This is a genomic window from Paracoccus mangrovi (genome assembly GCF_042648425.1).
Lineage (GTDB): Bacteria > Pseudomonadota > Alphaproteobacteria > Rhodobacterales > Rhodobacteraceae > Paracoccus > Paracoccus mangrovi.
The window spans coordinates 43,809-64,999 of sequence record NZ_JBHRXJ010000005.1; the positions used below are offsets into that span (position 1 = coordinate 43,809).

Annotated in this window: 18 protein-coding genes; 6 read left to right on the forward strand and 12 right to left on the reverse strand. The window is 65.6% G+C overall.

The window, feature by feature from the left end:
- Positions 1 to 11 precede the first annotated feature (11 nt).
- Genes ACFOMH_RS08755 through ACFOMH_RS08780 form a run of 6 tightly spaced genes read right to left on the reverse strand, consistent with a single transcriptional unit; the run spans position 12 to position 6,543 of the window.
- Positions 12 to 932: a 2-hydroxyacid dehydrogenase gene (locus ACFOMH_RS08755; RefSeq protein WP_377743965.1), complete on the reverse strand. Its 921-nt coding sequence runs from the start codon at positions 930 to 932 to the stop codon at positions 12 to 14.
- Between the two features lie 5 nt (positions 933 to 937).
- Positions 938 to 2,080, reverse strand: a complete 1,143-nt coding sequence (gene rodA, locus ACFOMH_RS08760) for a rod shape-determining protein RodA (RefSeq protein WP_374426450.1) — start codon at positions 2,078 to 2,080, stop codon at positions 938 to 940.
- Positions 2,081 to 4,024, reverse strand: a complete 1,944-nt coding sequence (gene mrdA, locus ACFOMH_RS08765) for a penicillin-binding protein 2 (RefSeq protein WP_377743967.1) — start codon at positions 4,022 to 4,024, stop codon at positions 2,081 to 2,083.
- 3 nt (positions 4,025 to 4,027) lie between these two features.
- Complete coding sequence (locus tag ACFOMH_RS08770) at positions 4,028 to 4,558, reverse strand: rod shape-determining protein MreD (protein WP_377743969.1); 531 nt, start codon at positions 4,556 to 4,558, stop codon at positions 4,028 to 4,030.
- Positions 4,551 to 5,498, reverse strand: coding sequence for a rod shape-determining protein MreC (gene mreC / locus ACFOMH_RS08775; protein WP_374426441.1), 948 nt, complete (start codon positions 5,496 to 5,498; stop codon positions 4,551 to 4,553). Before mreC ends, ACFOMH_RS08770 begins: the two co-directional genes overlap by 8 nt.
- Before the next feature lie 10 nt (positions 5,499 to 5,508).
- Positions 5,509 to 6,543, reverse strand: coding sequence for a rod shape-determining protein (locus ACFOMH_RS08780; RefSeq protein ID WP_374426438.1), 1,035 nt, complete (start codon positions 6,541 to 6,543; stop codon positions 5,509 to 5,511).
- A 271-nt stretch (positions 6,544 to 6,814) separates the two neighbouring features.
- On the opposite strand from ACFOMH_RS08780, the gene ACFOMH_RS08785 reads away from it, so the two are divergent.
- Complete coding sequence (locus tag ACFOMH_RS08785) at positions 6,815 to 7,651, forward strand: glycosyltransferase (RefSeq protein WP_377743971.1); 837 nt, start codon at positions 6,815 to 6,817, stop codon at positions 7,649 to 7,651.
- A gap of 37 nt (positions 7,652 to 7,688) precedes the next feature.
- Here the strand turns inward: ACFOMH_RS08785 and ACFOMH_RS08790 are convergent, their stop codons facing one another.
- Together ACFOMH_RS08790 and purD are read right to left on the reverse strand one after the other, a co-directional pair.
- Positions 7,689 to 9,251 carry a 2-isopropylmalate synthase gene (locus ACFOMH_RS08790; RefSeq protein WP_374426432.1) on the reverse strand — a complete coding sequence of 521 codons (1,563 nt, stop codon included), beginning with the start codon at positions 9,249 to 9,251 and terminating at the stop codon, positions 7,689 to 7,691.
- Positions 9,252 to 9,592: 341 nt separating this feature from the next.
- Positions 9,593 to 10,855 carry a phosphoribosylamine--glycine ligase gene (purD, locus tag ACFOMH_RS08795; RefSeq protein ID WP_377743974.1) on the reverse strand — a complete coding sequence of 421 codons (1,263 nt, stop codon included), beginning with the start codon at positions 10,853 to 10,855 and terminating at the stop codon, positions 9,593 to 9,595.
- Positions 10,856 to 10,955: 100 nt separating this feature from the next.
- On the opposite strand from purD, the gene xseA reads away from it, so the two are divergent.
- Positions 10,956 to 12,521: an exodeoxyribonuclease VII large subunit gene (gene xseA, locus ACFOMH_RS08800; protein ID WP_377743976.1), complete on the forward strand. Its 1,566-nt coding sequence runs from the start codon at positions 10,956 to 10,958 to the stop codon at positions 12,519 to 12,521.
- 100 nt (positions 12,522 to 12,621) lie between these two features.
- Here the strand turns inward: xseA and ACFOMH_RS08805 are convergent, their stop codons facing one another.
- The 4 genes from ACFOMH_RS08805 to ACFOMH_RS08820 all read right to left on the reverse strand — a co-directional run bounded on the left by ACFOMH_RS08805 (position 12,622) and on the right by ACFOMH_RS08820 (position 16,472).
- The gene (locus ACFOMH_RS08805; protein WP_377743978.1) at positions 12,622 to 13,866 is read right to left on the reverse strand and encodes an MFS transporter; all 1,245 of its coding nucleotides are present in this window, start codon (positions 13,864 to 13,866) and stop codon (positions 12,622 to 12,624) included.
- Positions 13,867 to 13,892: 26 nt separating this feature from the next.
- Positions 13,893 to 14,531 (reverse strand): bifunctional 4-hydroxy-2-oxoglutarate aldolase/2-dehydro-3-deoxy-phosphogluconate aldolase, encoded by a 639-nt coding sequence (gene eda / locus ACFOMH_RS08810; RefSeq protein WP_377743980.1) that lies wholly within the window; start codon positions 14,529 to 14,531, stop codon positions 13,893 to 13,895.
- Positions 14,532 to 14,630: 99 nt separating this feature from the next.
- Positions 14,631 to 15,245, reverse strand: coding sequence for a DUF1190 domain-containing protein (locus ACFOMH_RS08815; RefSeq protein ID WP_377743981.1), 615 nt, complete (start codon positions 15,243 to 15,245; stop codon positions 14,631 to 14,633).
- A gap of 3 nt (positions 15,246 to 15,248) precedes the next feature.
- Complete coding sequence (locus tag ACFOMH_RS08820) at positions 15,249 to 16,472, reverse strand: glutathionylspermidine synthase family protein (protein ID WP_377743983.1); 1,224 nt, start codon at positions 16,470 to 16,472, stop codon at positions 15,249 to 15,251.
- A gap of 171 nt (positions 16,473 to 16,643) precedes the next feature.
- Between ACFOMH_RS08820 and ACFOMH_RS08825 the strand changes: the two genes are divergently transcribed.
- The 4 genes from ACFOMH_RS08825 (at position 16,644) to ACFOMH_RS08840 (ending at position 21,129) form a co-directional block, all read left to right on the forward strand.
- Positions 16,644 to 18,275, forward strand: a complete 1,632-nt coding sequence (locus ACFOMH_RS08825; protein ID WP_377743985.1) for an ABC transporter substrate-binding protein — start codon at positions 16,644 to 16,646, stop codon at positions 18,273 to 18,275.
- A gap of 105 nt (positions 18,276 to 18,380) precedes the next feature.
- Positions 18,381 to 19,361, forward strand: coding sequence for an ABC transporter permease (locus tag ACFOMH_RS08830; protein WP_374426597.1), 981 nt, complete (start codon positions 18,381 to 18,383; stop codon positions 19,359 to 19,361).
- Positions 19,358 to 20,266, forward strand: a complete 909-nt coding sequence (gene nikC / locus ACFOMH_RS08835) for a nickel transporter permease (protein WP_377743987.1) — start codon at positions 19,358 to 19,360, stop codon at positions 20,264 to 20,266. Before ACFOMH_RS08830 ends, nikC begins: the two co-directional genes overlap by 4 nt.
- Positions 20,263 to 21,129 carry an ABC transporter ATP-binding protein gene (locus ACFOMH_RS08840; protein WP_377743988.1) on the forward strand — a complete coding sequence of 289 codons (867 nt, stop codon included), beginning with the start codon at positions 20,263 to 20,265 and terminating at the stop codon, positions 21,127 to 21,129. The genes nikC and ACFOMH_RS08840 overlap by 4 nt, the downstream gene beginning before the upstream one ends.
- Positions 21,130 to 21,191 lie beyond the last annotated feature (62 nt).

Below are 21,191 nucleotides of genomic sequence, written 5' to 3' on the forward strand. Positions count from 1 at the left end.
TCGACGGGGTTTCAGTATCCGCGCGCGCGGTCGACCAGATGCAGCAGCGGCGCCCCCCGCATGGCGCGGCGCAGGTTCTCGGCGGCGACGGGGGCGGCGGTCGCGGGACGAGTTTCGGCGGCGATATGGGGGGTGACGGTGACGCCCGGATGGGACCAGAAGGGGTGCCCGGGCGGCAAAGGTTCCTGGCGAAAGACATCGAGCACCGCATGGGCCGGCCGGCCCCGGTCCAGCGCCGCGATCAGCGCCGCCTCATCGATCAGCGTGCCCCGCCCGGCATTGATGAGCGTGGCCCCCTTGGGCAGCTGCGCAAGCGTTTCCGCATTGAGCAGGTTCCGCGTCCGCTCGGTATCGGGCAGCAGACAGATCAGGATCTCGGCCCGCGCAAGCGCCCGATCCAGTTCCGCGCCGGGCAGGGTGGTGACGCCCGGCACCGGCCGCCCCGACAGCGACCAGCCGGTGACCCGGAAGCCCAACCCGGTCAGGGCGGCCGCGCAGCTGCGGCCCAGCTCGCCCATGCCCAGAATGGTGACGCCGCGCCCGCTTGCCAGCGGCGGCACGATGTCATGGCGCCATTCCCCGTTCTGGGGATAGGCATCCATGCCCAGATGCGCCCGCATCGCCCAGCCGGTGCAATATTCGGTCATGCCGCGCGCCAGCCCCGGATCGACCATCCGGCACAGAGGCTGGGTCAGCGTCGGGTTGCCGACGATCCGCTCGACCCCGGCCCACAGGCTTTGGACCAGCCGCGCGCGGGTAAAGGGCGCGAAATCCATCTCGTGGCCGTCTTCGGGATAGCCGGGGGCGTAAAGCAGGGCGTCAAAGCCGGCCGGATCGCCGTCGCGCATCAGCTCGATCTCGGGGCAGGCGGCGCGCAGGGCCGGCGCCCAGGCGTCCCAAAGCCCCGCGCGGGCGGCGAAAAAGACACGCATGGCCGCTAACCCCGTGGCCGGTGGACATGCGCCGATTGCACGATGCCAAAGGCCATCAGCAGGATCATCAGCGACGTCCCCCCATAGCTGACCAGCGGCAAGGGCGACCCCTTGGCCGGCAGCATCCCCATCACCGTCGCCATATTGATCGAGAAATACAGGAAGAACGTCCCCGCAATGCCAATGGTCATCAGACTGGCAAAACGGTCGCGATTGGTCAGCGCGGAATGCAGGCAAAAGCCCAGGATCAGCACATAGAGCATCAAAAGCGAAAAGGCCCCGACAAAGCCGAATTCCTCGGCCAGCGAGGTAAAGATAAAGTCGGTGTGCTTTTCGGGCAGGAAGTTCAGCCGCGACTGCGTGCCCTGCATGAAACCGCGCCCCGACCAGCCCCCCGATCCCAGCGCGATCTGCGCCTGGGCGATGTTATAGCCCGCACCCAGCGGGTCCGAGGTCGGGTCAAGGAACGTGTCGATGCGCTTGAACTGATAATCGTGCAAAAGCTGCCAGTCGGTGCCACGGCTTTCCATGACCGTGGTGATGCCGGCGACGACGATGGCGATGACGGCGGCGAAATACCACAGGCTGACCCCGGCCGCGAACATCACGATCCCGCCCCCCGCGATCAGCATGATCGAGGTGCCAAGATCGGGCTGCATCAACACCAGCGCCGTCGGCAAAAGGATCAGCACCACCGGGATCAGCACCCAAAGCGGGCGCGAGACCTTTTCCACCGGCAACCAGTCGTAATAGGCCGCAAGCGTCATCACGAAAGCCACCTTGGTCAGCTCGGACGGCTGGATGCGGACCGGCCCGATCAGCAGCCAGCGCTGCGCGCCCATGCCGACCTGACCGATGGTTTCGACCAGGATCAACAGCAGCACACAGATCACATAGGATACCACCGAGATCGAGCGCCAGAACCAGATCGGCACGAAAGCCAGCGCGATCATCAAGGTCATGCCGACGGCAAAACGCTCCATCTGCGGGCCGGCCCATTGGTCCAGATTGCCGCCCGAAACCGAATAGAGCATCAGAAAGCCGATGCAGCTGACGGCCGCGACCAGAAAGACCAGCGGCCAGTTCAGATACAGGATCTTGCGCCAGCCCGTCGGCGTCTGCGCGACCTGATAATCAAGATAGCTCATCTAGGCCTTGGCCCTTTCGGTCTTGGGGGGCGTCGCGGGCATCAGGTTCATCCGCGACCACATTTCCTCGACCTCGGCGCGGGCCCCGTCGGGATAGGCGCTGAGCGGCGGCAGCCCGCCCGCCAGCGCAAACAACAGGATGTCGCGGGCAATCGGCGCGGCCACGGCCGAACCGCCGCCGCCATGTTCGACCACGACCGACACCGCATAGCGCGGCATGTCAAAGGGCGCGAAACAGACGAACAGCGCGTGGTCGCGGCGGTTCCAGGGCAGCTGTTCGTTCTTGATCACGCCGCGCGCGCGTTCGGCGGCGGTGATGTTGCGCACCTGGCTGGTGCCGGTCTTGCCGGCCATGCGCCATTCGGGCGCCGCGATGCGCATGCGCCGCGCGGTGCCGCGCCCGGCATTCATCACCGCCTCCATCCCGGCGCGGGCGGTGCGCAGGTTCAGCGGGTTCAGATCCAGATCGGGCCAGTCGGGCACCGGCTGGCTGACGCCGTCGATGGCCTTGACCAGACGTGGCTCGACTGCGCGGCCGGTCGCCAGCCGCGCCGTCATCACCGCCAGCTGCAAGGGCGAGGCAAGGACATAACCCTGACCGATCGAGGCATTCAGGCTGTCGCCGACCTGCCATTCCTGTTGATAGCGGGCCATTTTCCAGGCCCGGTCCGGGGCGATGCCCTCGGTGATCGCCGACATGGGCAGATCGTGGCGCACGCCGATGCCAAAGCGGCGCGCCATGGCGGCGATCCGGTCGATGCCGACGCGCTGCGCCAGCTCGTAATAATAAACGTCGCAGGACTGTTCCAGGCTTTGGACCGCATCGACCATGCCGTGGCCGCCCCGGCTCCAACAGTGAAAGCGCCGCCCGGCGACGGTCGTATAGCCGGGACAGAAGAACCGCGATCCCGGATTGATCACCCCCGCCTCAAGCCCGGCCAGCAGCGTCATCATCTTGAAGGTCGAGCCGGGCGGATAGGCGCCCTGCACGGTCTTGTCGGCCAAGGGGCGGTGATCGTGCTTCATCAATTCGCGGTAATCGGGGCCGGAAATGCCGCGCACGAACTTGTTGGGATCAAAGACCGGCGAGGACGAGATCGCCACGATATCGCCATTGGTCACATCCATGACCACCGCCGCGGCGCTTTCCTCGCCCAGCCGCTGGGTCGCGAAATTCTGAAGGCTCGCGTCCAGCGTGGTCTGCACGGTGGCGCCCTGTTGGCCCTCGATCCGCGACAGCTCGCGCATCTCGCGGCCGACGCTGTTCACCTCGACCCGGCGCGAACCGGCCTTGCCGCGCAGGACATCCTCAAGCTTGGCTTCCATCCCGACCTTGCCCAGTTGAAATTCGGGCAGGCGCAGCACCGGATCGGGGTTCTCGATCTTGCTGAGGTCGTAATCCGAAACCGGGCCGACATAGCCCAGCACATGCGCGAAATCGCCCGCGCGCGGATAGTTGCGCGAGAGGCCCGATTTCGGGGTCACGCCCGGCAGTGCCGGCGCATTCAGCGCGATCGAGGAAAATTCCGGCCAGCTGAGCCGGTCGACGACCATCACCGGGGTGACGGCGCTGCGCTTGCGCACCTCTTCGAGGATCTGCGCGACCTGATGATCCGACATCGGGATGATGCGGCGCAGCCGCGCGATCACCGCCGAAACGTCGCCCGCCTCTTCACGGGTCAGGGTGACGCGGTAATTCTGTTCATTGCCGGCGATGATCATGCCGTTGCGGTCCAGAATCAGCCCGCGCGCCGGCGGCAGCAGCTCGATCTTGATCGAGTTGCCATCCGACAAAAGCCGGTATTCATCCGCATGCTCGATCTGCATCGAGCGCAGCTTGAGCCCCAGCACCGAGACCACCGCCATCTGGATCGCCCCCAGCGCCAGCCCGCGCCGGGTGATCGAGCGGCTGCTTTCGGCGATTTCCTTTTGCGATTTGCGCATGTTTCAGCGAAGCCTCGTGTCGTTCTCGGCGCTGTTGCGGGGCAGGCCGCAGAGCCAGCCCAAAAGGGCCGACAGCAGCGGATAGGCGATGACCGTGGCGATATATTGCAAGATCACCTGACCCAAAGCGGGCAGCGGCAGGAAAAACAGCGCCATCGCAAACCGGTTCGCCCCCATCATGATCGCCATCAATATCGCGACACGCAGCCATTCAACCATGAATGGCAGCTCGCGCCAACGGGGCTCACGCTTACGTGCGGCCTCGGTGCCCAGAACGACGATCGCGGCCCATAGCCCGATGGGCCGCATAAGCATGATATCCTCGATCAGAAAGGCCAGCGCGACGGTCAGCACCGGGATCTGTTCGGGCCGGCGCAGCACCCAGATCAGCACAAGACAGAGCGTGAAATCGGGACCGGGCCAGATCACCTGTCCCGGCGCCAGCGGCACGAGCCGCCAGAACAGGACCGCGCCAAAGAAAAACAGAAACAGCGCCTGGCCGATGACCCGCTGCCGGCGCGCCGCGTCAATCATCTGCGGCGCTTGTATCAGAGGCGCCGGCCTGCGCGGCGGTCTCGGCGGGGCCGCCGGCCGGCGGCAGCGGCGGGCCGATGAAATCGGGCGGCGGCGGCGGGATCAAAAGACCGGTATCGTCCAGCAATTCGGAACTGTGGCTGCGCAGCACGCGCAGGAATTCCAGCCGCCCGTAATCGGCCGAAAGCCGCACCCGCAGCCGGCCGTCGCTGGCCTGGGCCACCTGACCGACCAGAAGGCCCGGCGGGAACAGCCCGCCATCGCCGGAACTGACCACGCGGTCGCCGGGGCGGATGTTTTCGGGGCTTTCGATGAAATCCAGCGCGGGCAGGGCGGTGTTGTCGCCCGCAAGCAGCGCGTGCTGTCCCGAGGGCTGGATCGTCACCGGGATGCGGCTGGTCGGGTCGGTCAAGAGCATGACCCGGCTTGTGCCCTGTCCGACGCCCGAGATGCGGCCCACCAGCCCCAGCCCGTCCATCGTCGCCCAGCCGTCCAGAATGCCGTCGCGCGCGCCCACATTCAGCAGCACCGACTGGCGGAACGCAGTGCCGCTATCGGTCAGCACCACCCCCGAAACCGAGGTCAGCGCCGGATCGATGCGCACGTTGTTTTGCGCCAGAAGCTTGGCGTTTTCCTGCTCCAGCTGGACAGCGGCCTCTTTCCAGGCCGACATCTTCTGCAATTCGCGGCGCAATTCCTGGTTCTGTTCGTAGAGCCGGGAATAGGATTGAAAGCCCGCGACCATGCGCGAAAGCTTGGTCACCGGCACCATCGCCCATTCGAAACCGGGCACGAAACGATCGATAAAGGCTGCCCGCATGCGCTCGGCACGCGGGCTGTCGATCTGCCAGAACAGGAATATCGCCAGCAACGCCAGCACCAGCAGCGAGACAAGAATGCGGCGGACGGGCGCCGCGTAATCTGGGCCCTTGCGCGCCATGATCCGCCGATCAGCTGTCGTAATCGATCACGTGGCGCAGCTGCTTTTCGAACTCAAGCGCCTTGCCGGTGCCAAGGGCGACGCAGCTCATCGGCTGATCGGCCAGCGTGATCGAAAGCCCGGTCTGCTCGCGCAGCGCCAGATCCAGATCGCCCAGCATGGCGCCGCCGCCGGTCAGCATGACACCGCGATCGACGATATCGGCGGCCAGATCGGGGGGCGTCGCCTCAAGCGCGACCATCACCGCCTCGCAGATCTGTTGAACCGGCTCGGCCAGCGCCTCGGCGACCATGGCCTGGGTGATTTCCATTTCCTTGGGGATGCCGTTCAAAAGATCGCGGCCGCGCACCATGATCGTGGCGCCGCGCCCGTCATCGGGCATGCGGGCGGTGCCGATCTGGGTCTTGACCCGCTCGGCGGTGGATTCGCCGATCAGCAAGTTGTGGTTGCGGCGCAGGTAATTGATCAGCGCATCATCCATGCGGTCGCCGCCGATGCGGACCGAACGCGCATAGACCACATCGCCCAGCGACAGGACCGCGACCTCGGTGGTGCCGCCGCCGATATCGACGACCATGCTGCCGGTCGGCTCGGTGATGGGCATGCCGGCGCCGATGGCGGCCGCGATGGGTTCGGCGATCAGCCCGGCCTTGCGGGCGCCGGCGGACAGGACCGACTGGCGGATCGCGCGTTTCTCGACCGGGGTGGCGCCATGGGGCACGCAGACGATGATCTTGGGCTTCGAGAAGGTGGTGCGCTTGAACACCTTCTTGATGAAATGCTTGATCATTTCCTCGGCGCTGTCGAAATCGGCGATGACGCCTTCGCGCATCGGGCGGATCGCCTCGATGGAACCGGGGGTGCGCCCCAGCATCAGCTTTGCGTCCTCGCCCACGGCCAGAACCTGCTTCTTGCCGTCCTTGACGTGATAGGCCACGACCGAGGGCTCATTCAGGATGATCCCCTTGCCCTTGACATAGACCAGCGTGTTCGCGGTCCCAAGGTCGATCGCGATATCGGTGGAAAACAGACCGCCAAAGGCCATGAGTCATTCCCTTCTGCCGTCCCTGCCACGACGGCGGTATACCGCCCTTGAACGAGCGGAAATTGCCCGATTGCCCCGGTGAGTCGCCCCAGCCGAAGATGACGTCATATAGGCCGAGGCCCTGCTGGGGAAAACCCGAAAAATATGCATCATGGCGGGAACCGGCCGGCATGGCGGCGATCCTGGCCCGGGCGGCGGGTTTGCTTGACCGGTCTCGGGGCAGCCCTTAACACGGGTTTGCAGAGGATGATCAAAAAGGTCGGGGTACACATTGCGGGACGCTATTGTCGGGATATGCCGTTTTTCATTTCTGGGCAAATGCGACTGGGTCGATACCCGCGGCGCGCGCGGGCGCAGCGCCGAGGATCTGGCGGCACGCATCCCCGAGATCTATTCCGAGGCGCGGCTGGAACGCCGGTTCGAGGCATTCGAAAAGCTGTGCCTGCCCTCGCTCAAGGCGCAGACCGATTCCGATTACGAATTCTGGTTCCTGACCTCGCCGGAGCTGCCCCAGCACGCGCTTGAACGGCTGCATGATCTTTGCGCCGGCATGCCCCAGGTCCGCATCATCCTGTCCAGCGAACGCACGCCACAGGACGCGCTGGCCAATGAACTCAAGGCCGCGGCCGAAAAGGCGGGCCGGCCGGTGATCCAGTTCCGCGTCGACGATGACGACGCGCTGAGCCGCCATCAGGTGGCGCGGATCCGCCGGCACGCCTCGCGCTTTTCCGATCTGCCGGGATTCGGGCTCAGCTATGGCAATGGGCTGATCTTTGGCAGCTTCGATGGCGAGCCGCTGAATTATTTCCACGCGTTTCAGGGCTTTATCGGGGCCGGGGCGGCGCTGCGCATGCGTCTTCCGGGGCGCTGCATCTATTCGGTCCTGCACACGCAGATCCCGCGCTATTTCCCCGCCTTCACCTGTATCGACGGGCTGGGATATTTGCAGACCCGCTGGGATGCCAGCGACTCGGCCGGGATCAAGGATCGCTGGCCGCGCTGGTTCAAAGAAATCGACGAGGCCGAGTTCCAGAAACAGCTCAAGGACGATTTCCCCTTCCTCGAAGGGGTCGATCTGAACTTTGTCAGAACGAAAAGGGCGGCCTGAACGCCGCCCTTTCCCGAATTGATCCGGCACGCCCCGATCAGTGGGAATACATGCTGACCTGTTTGGCGTCGGCGCCTTCGCCGACCATTTCGCGGCGCAGCTTCAACCGGTTCAGCGCGCCGATATAGGCCTTGACGCTGGCCAGGATGGTGTCGGTATCGGCGGCCTGTCCGGTGGCGATGCGACCCTCTTCCTCCATCCGCACGCTGACGGTGGCCTGGGCATCGGTGCCCTCGGTCACGGCATGGACCTGATAAAGCTGCAACACCGCCTGATGCGGCCAGATCGCCTTGACGGCGTTGAAACAGGCATCCACGGGACCGTCGCCGGTGGCATGGACGGTCTTTTCCTCATCGCCGACGATCATGGTCAGATCGGCCGATTGCCCGTCACTGCCGCAGATCACGCGCAGATGCTTGACCTGAAGATAGTCGCTGTCGGTATTGGCGGCGCTGTCCTGCATCAGCGCGACCAGATCGTCGTCATAGATTTCCTTCTTGCGGTCGGCCAAAGCCTTGAAGCGCACAAAGACATCCTTGAGCTGGTTGTCGCCCAGCTCATAGCCCAGATCGCGCAGCTTCGCGCGCAGCGCGGCGCGGCCCGAATGCTTGCCCATGGCGATATTGGCCTCATTCAGGCCGATATCGGCGGGGCGCATGATCTCGAAGGTCTCGACGTTTTTCAGCACGCCATCCTGATGGATGCCGCTTTCATGCAGAAAGGCGTTCTTGCCGACGATGGCCTTGTTGAATTGCACCGGAAAGCCCGAAACCTGCGCCACCCGCCGCGACAGGCCCATGATCTTGGTGGTGTCGATGCCGGTCGAAAAGGGCATGATGTCATGGCGCACCTTCATCGCCATCACCACCTCTTCCAACGCGGTATTGCCCGCGCGCTCGCCCAGACCGTTGATCGTGCATTCGATCTGGCGCGCACCCGCCTCGACGGCGGCCAGGCTGTTGGCCGTCGCCATGCCCAGATCGTTGTGACAATGGGTGGCAAAGATGATCTGGTCGGCGCCCGGCACACGCTCGAGCAGCATCCGGATCAGATCGGCGCTTTCGCGCGGCGCGGTGTAGCCGACGGTGTCGGGAATGTTGATGGTGGTGGCGCCGGCCTTGATCGCGATCTCGACCACGCGGCACAGATAGTCATGCTCGGTCCGGGTGGCATCCATGGGCGACCATTGCACATTGTCGCACAGGTTGCGGGCATGGGTCACGGTCTGCTGGATGCGCTCGGCCATCTGGTCCATGTCCAGATTGGGAATGGCGCGGTGCAGGGGCGAGGTGCCGATAAAGGTGTGGATACGCGGCCGGCGGGCATGTTTCACCGCCTCCCAGCAGCGGTCGATATCGGGGAATTGCGCCCGCGCCAGCCCGCAGATCACGGCATTCTTCGCCTGTTTCGCGATCTCGGTCACGGCGGCGAAATCGCCTTCCGAGGCGATGGGAAAGCCCGCCTCGATGATATCCACACCCATCTCGTCCAGCATCTGGGCGATTTCCAGCTTTTCGGCATGGGTCATGGTTGCGCCCGGCGATTGCTCGCCATCGCGCAGGGTGGTGTCAAAAATCAGGACGCGGTTCTTGTCGGTCATATCCGGGGATCCTCTTACGCCGAATTCGTGAATTGTCGGTAAAGCCGGGCACGATCCTGGCTGAGCGGAGGCCCGGCGGACCCGCTCAGCGCAGCGTAAGAAGCAGCAGACCGCGGGGCCGCACGGCCAGACGCGCGCCATTGCGCGTGTCCTGAACAGTGGCGATGTGTCGCATCCGAGTCATGCCCCGGACTATAAGACCGCGCCGCGCGGGTTGAAAAGACCGAAATACGCCCGGCCGCGCAATTATCGGCCCCGTCGCCCGCGCTCATACGCCCCCCGATTGCCCGGCTTTCTTCTTCATTCAAATATCCATGGGACCGCGCCACCGGCGCCGCGCCTCACAAAGCGCGCCAACCGATATCGCGGCGATAGAACCCGCCCGGCCAGTCGATCGCATCCGCCAGCGCATAGGCGCGGGTATGCGCCTCGGCCAGGGTCGCGCCGCGCCCGGTCGCGGCCAGAACCCGCCCGCCGGTGGCAAGGACCGCCCCATCGACCCGCGCCGTCCCGGCGTGAAAGACCATATGCGACGAATCCTCGTCCAGCGCCTCAAGCCCGCCGATATGCGAGCCCTTTTCATAGCTGCCCGGATAGCCGTTCGCGGCCAGAACCACGGTCAGCGCGTGATCCTCGGCCCAGTTCACGGCGGTCTCGCCCAACCGCCCCTCGGCACAGGCCAGGATCAGGTCCAGCGCCTGCGCGCCCAACCGCATCATCAGCACCTGACATTCCGGATCGCCAAAGCGGACGTTGTATTCGACCAGCCGCGCGCGGCCGTCCTCGATCATCAGCCCGGCGTAAAGGACGCCCTGAAACGGCATTCCGCGCCGCGCCATCTCGGCCACGGTCGGGCGCACGATTTCGGCCATCACCGCATCCTGAATGGCCTGCGTCAGCACCGGTGCGGGGGAATAGGCGCCCATGCCGCCGGTATTGGGGCCGGTATCGCCATCGCCCACGCGCTTATGGTCCTGTGCCGTGCCGATGGGCAGGCAATCGGTGCCGTCGCACAGGATGAAGAAGCTGGCCTCTTCCCCGGCCATGAATTCCTCGATCACCACTTCGGCGCCGGCCGCACCAAAGGCGCCGCCAAAAGCATCCTCCAGCGCTGCCTGCGCCTCGGCCTCGGTCATGGCGACGGTCACGCCCTTGCCGGCGGCCAGCCCGTCGGCCTTGATCACGATCGGCGCGCCCATCCGCGCGACGTAATCCTGTGCTGGCGCCAGGGCGTCAAAACGCGCCCAGGCGGCGGTCGGCGCGCCGCAGGCATCGCAGACCTCCTTGGTAAAGGCCTTCGACGCCTCAAGCTGCGCGGCCGCCTTCGAGGGCCCAAAGACCAAAATCCCCGCCGCGCGCAGATCGTCCGCCACCCCGGCCGCCAGCGGCGCCTCGGGGCCGATCACCACCAGATCGATGGCATTTTCCTCGCAAAAGCCGATCACTTCGGGACCTGACAGGATGTCCAGCGCCGCCAGCCGCGCCAGAGGTTCCATGCCGGCATTGCCGGGCGCCACGAACAGCCGGTCGCATTTCGGGTTCTGCCGGATCGCCCAGGCCAGCGCATGTTCGCGTCCGCCGCTGCCAAGGATCAGGATGTTCATCGCGCGAGGCCCCCTTGCCGGTTGTTGCCGCCTTCTAGGAACTGCCCCGCCCGGGATCAATCCCCTTGATCCCGCGCCGCCTCCGGGCCAGAACCGGGGCATGGAGCTTTTCGAAGATACCCCGGCCGCCGGCGGCAACGCCCATGAATTCACCGTCTCGGAAATCTCGGGCGCGGTCAAACGCGTGCTCGAGGGGGAATTCGGCCGCGTCCGCGTGCGCGGCGAAATCGGCCGCGTCTCGCGCCCCTCATCGGGCCATATCTATTTCGACCTGAAAGACGACCGCTCGGTCATCGCCGCCGTCACATGGAAAGGCCAGGCCGCGCGGCTTTCGACCCGCCCCGAGGAAGGGATCGAGGTCATCGCCACCGGCCGCCTCACCACCTTTCCCGGCCAGTCGAAATATCAGCTGATCGTCGAGGAAATCGAACCCGCCGGCGCCGGCGCACTGATGATGATGCTGGAAAAGCGCCGCAAGGCCCTCGCGGCCGAGGGGCTTTTCGACGATGCCCGCAAATGCCCGTTGCCCTATCTGCCGCGTGTGATCGGCGTCGTGACCTCGCCCTCCGGGGCGGTCATCCGCGACATCCTGCACCGGCTGCGCGACCGCTTTCCCACGCATGTCCTGATCTGGCCCGTGGCCGTTCAGGGCGAGGGCTGCGCCCCCCAGGTGACCGCCGCCATCCACGGCTTCAACGCTCTGCCTGCGGATGGGCCGATCCCGCGTCCCGATCTGATCATCGTCGCGCGCGGCGGCGGCAGCCTCGAAGACCTTTGGGGCTTCAACGAGGAATCGGTCGTCCGCGCTGCCGCCGAAAGCCGGATCCCGCTGATCTCGGCGGTGGGGCATGAAACCGATACCACGCTGATCGATTTCGCCTCGGATCGCCGCGCGCCCACGCCCACGGCGGCGGCGGAAATCGCGGTCCCGGTGCGCGCCGAACTGCTCGCGCGGCTTTCGGAAAACGGCACGCGCATGATCCGCGCCAGCCAAAGCCGCCTGACCCGCCAGCGTCAGCGCCTGACCGATCTGGCCCGCGCGCTTGGCCGCCCGCAATCGCTGACCGATCCGGCGCGGCAACGCTTCGATCTCTTTGCCGACCGCCTCGATCCCGCGCTCCGGGGCTTCATGCGCCGCCGCCGCGACCGGCTCTCGGCACTGCCGCTGTCGCTCGCCGCGCTGCGCGGCAACCTGCGCATCCGCCGCGACCGGCTGAACGATCAGGGGGGACGCCTGCCGGCTGCGCTGATGCGGCTGGGATCGCGCCGCGGCGAAAGGCTGACTGAACTCGCGGGACGCCTGATCCGGGCGCGCGGCCGTACCCTGACGGATGCCGCGCGCAATATCGCCCGCGACCGCGACCGCACCGCGCTTCTGGCCCGCCGCCTGAATACCGTCGCGGCCCGCCTGCTGCCGCCGCGCCGCGAAAGCCTGGACCGGCTCGACCGACTGCGCCAGACACTGGGCTACAAGGAAACCCTCAAACGCGGCTATGCGGTCGTCCACGGCCCGGATGGGCTGATCACCCGCGCGGCGGATGCCGCCCGGACGCCGGTCTTCGAGGTCGAATTCCTCGACGGCCGCATTCCGGCCCGCCCCGAGACACCGCCCGCGAAACCCGCCCGCAAGCCGAAACCGGAAAAAGACCAGAAATCCCTCTTCTGATCGTCTTTCATGCCCAAATATCCTCGGGGGGTCCGGGGGGCGAAGCGCCCCCGGTCTTGACGCATCCGGTCCTGGCGCCCCAGACTTGGCGCCTCGGATCTTACCGCGCCACCTCGCGCGGCCGCAGCATCAACCACAAAAGCGCGCCCCCCGCCAGCACCAGAAACGGCAGCATCGCCAGATTGACGGCGTTCCAGCCGGCCTGCGGCGTGCCCCCCATGCAGTTCATCAACCCGCCCGACGAGAGCGAGGCCAGAAACACCCCGCCAAAGACGACGGCATCATTCAGCCCCTGCACCGTCTCGCGCTCTTCGGGGCGATAGGCCCGGGTCAGCATGGCGGTCGCGCCAATATAGCCGAAATTCCAGCCCAGACCCAACAGGATCATGGTCAGATAGAAATGCGCCAGATCGACCCCCGACAGCGCGACCACGCCGGCGCCGGCCAGAATCGCCAGACCCACCATGACGATCCGCGCCGCACCGAAGCGCGCGATCAGATGCCCGGTAAAGAATGACGGCCCGAACATCGCCAGCACATGGCCCGACACGATATTGGCCGCGTCCGAGGTCTGAAACCCGCAGCCCACCACCGCCAGCGGCGCCGAGGTCATCACCAGATTCATCAACGCATATGCGACCATGCCACAGATCATCGCCACCGCGATCTGCGGCACCCGGATCAGTGCGCGCAGGGGCCGCCCGCCCGCCGCGCCGGCGGCCGGCGCGGCCGGGCGCGGAATATCCAGAAAGCCGAACAGCACCGGCCCCAACAGGTTCAGCCCGATAATGGCGGCATAGGTGGCCAGAAACGGAATCGCGGTCGCCTCGGCGGTCAGCCGCACCAGAAGCGGACCGGTGATCGCCGCCGCAAGCCCGCCCGCCATGACCCAGGAAATCGCCCGGGCCTGAAATTCGGGCGGCGCGCAATCGGTGGCGGCAAAGCGGAAAAACCCCTGCGCCGCCATATAGATCCCGGTAAAGATCCCGCCCAGCATGAAGATCCAGAAACTGCCCGCGACCAACCCGTAAGCCGCCAGCGCCGCCCCGATCGCGCCCGCCCCACAGGCCAGCACGAACCCCGCGCGCCGGCCATGGCGGCGCATGAACCCCGACAGCGGCCGCGCCGACAGCGCCGAGCCCAGAATGATCATCGACAGGGGCAGGGTGGCGATACAGGGATTGGGGCTGAGCATCTGCCCGGCCAGCCCGCCGACGATAAAGATCATCGACATCTGCGCCCCCAGAAACGCCTGCGCGACGATCAGCACGATGACATTGCGCCAGGCGCGATGCATCGGATGCGGCACCGGGTCCCCGGCGACATGGGGGGGCTGTCCGGCCATGAACGCTCCTTGTTAGTTCAGCGCGGCTATTTCAGCGCGCGGGCCTCGCGCGCGCGGGCCTCGATCGCGGCCCAGTTTCCGGCCGCGACATCGGCATCGGGCGAAATCCAGCTGCCGCCGACGCAGATCACATTGGACAGCGCCAGATAGTCGCGGGCATTGCCGGGGGTCACGCCGCCGGTCGGGCAAAAGCTGACCTGTGGCAACGGCCCGGCCAGCGATTTCAGCGACTTCGCCCCGCCCGCCGCCTCGGCGGGAAAGAATTTCAGCATGGAATAGCCCCATTCCATCGCCCGCATCACCTCGGATGCGGTGACGGCCCCGGCGAGCAGCGGCAATTCGATATCGCTACAGGCGCGCACGATCTGTTCGGTCGCGCCGGGCGAGACGGCAAAGCTCGCGCCCGCGTCCTTGGCGCGCCTGGCGTCGTCGGGGGTCAGCACGGTGCCCGCGCCGACATGGCCGCCCGCGACCCTGGACATCTCGCGGATCACATCGAGCGCCGCGGGGGTGCGCAGGGTCACCTCAAGCACCGGCAGGCCGCCGGCGACCAGCGCCGTGGCAAGGCCTTCGGCCCGGGCGGCATCGGCCACCACCAGAACCGGGATCACCGGGGCAAGCTCGCAGAGCGCGCGGGTCTTCTGGGACTGAAGATCGGGGGTCATGGCAATACCTTCGTGAAGGGGCTGGGGGCAATTTGCCCGCAGATTGCGTTTTTTGGGGCGCTAACGCAAGCCGCGCCAAGCCCCTGCGCGGGTCCCGACCTAGCCGCCAAAGCTGCTGCGGCTGCCCGAACGCGCGGTGGCGCCGGCCCCGAAGCCGCCGCGCTGGCTGACCTGCGCGGCCGACATCGGCGCCTTGCCGATGGTCGAGGGCGCGCGCTGAAAGGCCGTGGCCGGCACCTTGCCCGCGCCGCGATTGCTGGCGAATGTCTGGTCGCCCTTGGGGGTCGAATAACGGCCGTCGGGCGTGTTCACCATGGGCTGCGAAAAGATGCCGCCGCCGCGCGACAGCATCGAACCCATCATATAGCCCACAAGCAGCGGCATGAAGGAAAAGCCGCCGCCCGAATTCTGTTGCGCGGCCGGATCGCCGCCGCAATTGCCGGCGCCATGTTCCTGTTCGCAGAGTTCCTTGGATTCGTAGCGCGGCGCGGTTTCCAGATATTCCTTCTGGGCGGCGGCGAAATTCTTGCGACAGTCATCCTCGGAAAACCACAGCCCGTTTTCCTTGCTGGCGGCGATGCAGCTTTCCAGATCGGGAAAGCTCTGGGCGTCGACGCGGTCATCTTCGCAGGCGGCCAGCGCCAGCGTGGCCGTGCCCAGAAGCACCAGCGCGACATGGCGCGAACGTTTGCGGATCGGGGATTGCTTGGTCATGGTTCAGCCCTCGATGAAATGCGGCTTGAAGCGCGACAGGTTATGCGTGATGCGGCTTTGATCCTCGCGCAGGCCAAGCCCGACACAGGTCTCGCCGATGATCCACGCGCCCAGAACCGGGTGGAAGCCGCCGAAATCGGGCAGCGGCGCCAGCCCCTGCACGATCATGGGATGATGGGAATAGCTGTCGTCGCCGGTCCGGACGACCTCGCGGCCCTGTTCCCAGATGCTGACCCCGGCGCCTTCGCGCGAAAAGATCGGCTTGAGCACATGGCCCCGCGCCAATTCGTCACGCGCCGCGTCAAAAGCCGCGGCAACCGCCGGGGCGGCCACGCCGCCGGTCAGCGCCTCGGCCACATCGGCAAGGAAAAACGCCGGCAACAGGTTCGGATGGCCCGGGAACATCTGCCACAACAGCGGCAGGATGCCCTTGTTCGACAAGATCGCCTTCCATGGCGGCTCGATGAAGCGGGTCTGACTGCTTTGCAGGTTCGCGGCGAACGCGTCGCGCAGCATGTCTTCCCAGGGATAAAGCTTGAAAAGCGTGCCGATGACGCGGGACTGGTCGTCGGCGAACTGACCCTCATCGGTCAGGCCGATCTGCGCCAGCGGCGTGAACTGCGCGCCCAGATCGGCCTCGCGTGCGGCCCAGGCCAAGGTCTCGACAGTGGCGTAATCCTCGGGGTTGTCGGGGTCGCCGGCGAAATGCACCGTCTCGCCGGGCTGGCAGATCTGGCCCCAGCGTTCCACGAGCGCCTCGTGGATGCCATTGAACTGATCGGTATCGGGGCCAAGGACGCCGGCCGCCTGTTGCTGTTCGAACCACAGCCATTGAAAGGACGCGGATTCGTAAAGCGAGGTCGGCGTATCGGCATTGTATTCCAACAGCTTCGCCGGACCCCGTCCGTCATAGGACAGATCCATGCGGCCATAAAGTTCCGGCTCGCCATGGCGCCAGCTTTGCGCGATCAGATCCCAATGCTGGCGCGGAATGTCCAGCCGGGTCAGGATTTCCTCATCGCCGATGGCGCGCTCGACGGCCTCGCGGCACATGGCATGCAGCTGGGTCGAGGGATCCTCGATATCCTCTTCGATCTCGCGCAGGGTGAAACGATAGGCGCTGGTTTCGTCCCAATAGGGTTCCCCGCCCATATCGGCGAAGGTAAAGCCCAGCTTTTCGGCTTCGTCGCGCCAGTCGGGGCGCTCGGGCAGGTCGATCTTGTCCATGGTCACTCCTTCATTCCGACATGCAGGACGCGACCGCCGCGCGCAAGCCCGCGCGACAAGATTCAACAATCCGCCGATGCCTCAACCAAGGATTGCGCAAATGAAAATCTTGCGCCAAGCTTTTGTAATTTCAGGCCCGGGACAACCGGGAAAACAACAGGGAATGCCATCATGCAGAATCGTTTCCGGTCCAATCCTTCGCCGATGCGCGCCGCTCTTCTGGCCACGGCCCTGTCCACGGCGGCCCTGTCCATGGGCGCGCTGACCCCAGCCGCATGGGCCGAGACGCCGGCCGATACGCTGGTCGTGGCCAATACGATCGACGACATCATCAGCCTTGATCCGGCGCAAAGCTTCGAGTTCTCGGGCAATGACGTCACCAACAATCTTTACGACAAGCTGGTCGATTTCGACCCGCTCGACCTTGCCGCCGGGATCAAGCCCAGCCTCGCCCAGGGCTGGGAGGTCAGCGAGGATGGCAAGACCATCACCCTGACCATGCGCGAGGGCGTCAAGTTCCAGTCCGGCAACCCCGTCCGGGCCGAGGATGCGGCATGGTCGCTGCAACGCGCGGTCAAGCTGAACCTGTCGCCGGCCTTCATCCTGACGCAATTCGGTCTGACGCCCGAGAATGTCGATCAGATGGTCACCGCCGAAGGCAATAACGTGGTGATCCGGCTGGATCAGCCCTATGCGCAATCCTATGTGCTGAACTGCCTTGCCTCGAACGTGGCCTCGGTGGTCGACAAGGAAACCGTCATGAGCCATGCCGAGGGCGAGGATTTCGGCAATGCCTGGCTGTCGACCAATTCGGCGGGTTCGGGGGCTTATACGCTGGCCGCATGGCGCCCGAACGAGGTCGTGCAACTGGTCGCCAACCAAGACTACTGGCAGGGCGCCCCGGCGATGAAACGCGTCATCGTGCGCAACGTTCAGGAAAGCAGCGCCCAGCGGCTGATGCTGGAACAGGGCGATATCGACGTGGCGCGCGACCTGACGCCCAGCGATATCGACGGCATTTCCGGCAATGACAAGCTTGTCGTCGGCAATGAACCCAAGGGCCGCATCCTGTATATGGGCCTGAGCCAGAAGGACCCGCTGCTGTCCAGGCCCGAGGTGGTCGAGGCGCTGAAATACCTTGTCGATTACAAGGGGATGGAAAACAGCTTCCTCAAGGGTCAGTGGAAGACGCATCAGAATTTCCTGCCCGAGGGTTATCTGGGCGCCTCGGACGAAAATCCCTGGAGCTATGACGTCGAAAAGGCCAAGAAAATTCTGGCCGATGCCGGCGTGACCTCGGGAACCGTCACCACGGCGGTGCGGGACCTGCGCGAATATCTGGACGTGGCCCAGACCCTTCAGGGATCGATGGCACAGGCCGGACTGACGCTGGAAATCCAGCAGATGACCGGGGCGCAGGTGCTCGATGCCTATCGCGCCCGGCAGGTGCCGATCTTTATCGGCGAATGGGGGCCGGATTATGCCGATCCGAACACCAATGCCTCGACCTTCGCCTATAACCCGAACAACGCCGATGACGCGAAACTGTCGCAACTGGCCTGGCGCAACAGCTGGGCGGTCCCCGAGGCGATGAACAAGGCCACCGTCGACGCCACGCTGGAGGGCGATACCGACAAGCGCGTGCAGATGTATCTCGATATCCAGAAGGAATATCGCGAGATCGCCCCGATCATCCCGCTGTTCCAGAAGATCGAACAGGTCGGCAAACAGAAGAACGTCCAGAACTGGACCTCGGGCGCGGCGGTGACCTCGGTCTTTTACCGTCAGGTCACGAAGGAATAACCGGTGTCCGATACCGGCATCGATGGCGGTCAGGGGCGGCAGGCGCCGCCCCCGGCCCATGGCAACCCGCGGCTTTGGCGGCGGCTCAGGGCCCTTGGCGGCGGAATGCTGTCGCTGGCGCTGACGCTTCTCGGGCTTTTGGTGGTGACCTTCGTCATCGGGCGGCTGATGCCGATCGACCCGGTGCTGAAGGTCGTGGGCGAACGCGCGACGCAGGCGCAATATGACGCCGCCTTTCAGGCGATGGGGCTCGACAAGCCGCTTTGGCAACAGTTCCTGATCTATGTCGGCGAGGTGCTGCGCGGCGATTTCGGGCGCTCGATCTCGACCGGGCATGCGGTGCTCGACGATCTGAAACGGGTGTTTCCGGCGACGCTGGAACTGGCGACGCTGGGCACGCTGATCGGGGTCTGCGTGGGCGTGCCGCTGGGCGTGATCGCGGCGGCGCGGCGCGGGGGCTGGGTCGATCAGGTGGCGCGGGTGGTGGCGCTGGTCGGCTATTCCATGCCGATCTTCTGGCTGGGGCTGATGGGGCTTTTGCTGTTTTACGGCATCCTCGGCTGGATCGGCGGTCCGGGCCGGCAAGGGATCATCTATGACGGCATGGTGCCCACGGTCACGGGGATGATCCTCGTCGACAGCCTGCTGGCCGGCGATTGGGGTGCGTTTCGCGACGCCTTCAGCCATATCGTGCTGCCGGCAAGCCTTCTGGGCTATTTCAGCCTCGCCTATATCAGCCGGATGACCCGCAGCTTCATGCTGGAACAGCTTTCCGCCGAATATGTCACCGCCGCGCGCGTCAAGGGCATGTCCGAGACGCGCGTGATCTGGGGTCACGCCTTCCGCAATATTCTCGTGCCGCTGATCACGGTGATCGCGCTGAGCTTCGGGGGACTTCTGGAGGGTTCCGTCCTGACCGAAATCGTCTTCAGCTGGCCGGGCATCGGCCAATATATCACCAAGGCGCTTCTGGCCGGCGACATGAACGCGGTTCTGGGCGGCACGGTGCTGGTCGGGATCTGTTTCGTGGCGCTGAACCTGATTTCGGACATCCTTTACCGCGTGCTGGACCCGAGGGCGAAATGACCGATATTTCCACCCGCGAATGGCTCTTGTCGGATGCGCCCCAGACCCGTGCCCAGGCGCGGCTCGGCGCGATCTATCAGGGCTGGCTGACGTTTCGGGCCAACAAGCTGGCGATGCTGGGGCTGATCATTCTGGTGCTGCTGGTGGGCATGGCGATATTCGCGCCCTGGCTTGCACCACGCGATCCCTTTGCCCAGAACCTTGCCGAGCGGCTGATGCCGCCTTCGGCCGCGCATTGGCTGGGGACGGATGCCCTGGGGCGCGATATCCTGTCGCGGCTGATCTATGGCTCGCGGATCACGCTCTTCATCGTCGGCACCGTGGCGCTGATCGCGCCGGTGATCGGGCTTCTGGTCGGTACGGTGGCGGGCTTTGCCGGCGGCTGGGTCGATCAGGTGCTGATGCGGCTCACCGATATCTTTCTGGCCTTCCCCAAGCTGATCCTGGCCCTGGCTTTCGTGGCGGCCCTCGGCCCCGGCATCGGCAATGCGGTGCTGGCGCTCGCGATCACCTCATGGCCGCCCTATGCGCGGCTGGCGCGGGCGGAAACACTGACCATCCGCAATGCCGATTACATCGCCGCCGCGCGCCTGCAAGGGGCGGAGCCGATGCGGCTGTTGATCGGCCATGTCTGGCCGCTTTGCATCTCGTCGATGATCGTCCGGGTGGCGCTCGACATGGCGGGGATCATCCTTTCGGCGGCGGGGCTGGGCTTTCTGGGGCTTGGCGCGCAGCCGCCAATGCCGGAATGGGGGGCGATGATTTCGGACGGGCGCACCTATATCCTTGATTTCTGGTGGGTCGCGGCCATGCCGGGGCTGGCGATCTTTGTCGTCAGCCTTGCCTTCAACCTTTTGGGCGACGGTCTGCGCGATGTGCTCGACCCGAAAGGCGGTGCCCAATGACGCCGCTGCTTTCGGTGCGCAACCTGCGCGTGACCTTCCCGACTCGCAGCGGCAGCTTCGATGCGGTGCGCGGCGTCAGCTTCGATCTGGGCCGCGAACGGCTGGGCGTGGTCGGCGAATCCGGCAGCGGCAAATCCATGACCGGCCGCGCCATTCTGGGCCTCGTGCGGCCGCCGGGCCGCGTCACCGCCGACCGGCTGGATCTGGACGGCCAGCCGATTCTGAACCTGCCGCCCCGCCAGATGCGCAAATTGCGCGGCGCGCGCATCAGCATGGTGATGCAGGACCCTAAATTCAGCCTCAACCCGGTCATGCCCATCGGCCACCAGATCATCGAGGCCTACCGCCTGCACACCCGCAGCAACCGCTTCGACGCCCGCGAAAAGGCGCTCGAGATGCTGCGCGCGGTCCAGATCCGCGATCCCGAACGGGTCTTCGACGCCTATCCGCACGAGGTTTCGGGCGGCATGGGCCAGCGGGTGATGATTGCCATGATGCTGGCGCCCGATCCCGACATCCTGATCGCCGACGAACCCACCTCGGCCCTCGACGTCTCGGTCAGAAACGAGGTCTTGCGCATTATCGACAAACTGGTCGGCGAACGCGGCATGGGGCTGATCTTCATCAGCCACGACCTCAATCTGGTGGGACAGTTCTGCGACCGGGTGCTGATCATGTATGCCGGCCGCGTGGTCGAGGAACTGGCCGCCCGCGACCTGCAAAACGCGCGCCACCCCTATACAAGGGGACTTCTGGGCAGCCTGCCGCGCCTCGAGCATCCGGTCGACCGCCTCGCCGTCCTGCAACGCCAGGACAGCTGGCGCGACGAAGAAATCCCGCTCCCCCCGCCCGGAGGCCTCTGATGCGTCTTTCATGCACAAATATCCTCCGGGGGTCCGGGGGTGGAAAACCCCCGGCGCGACAG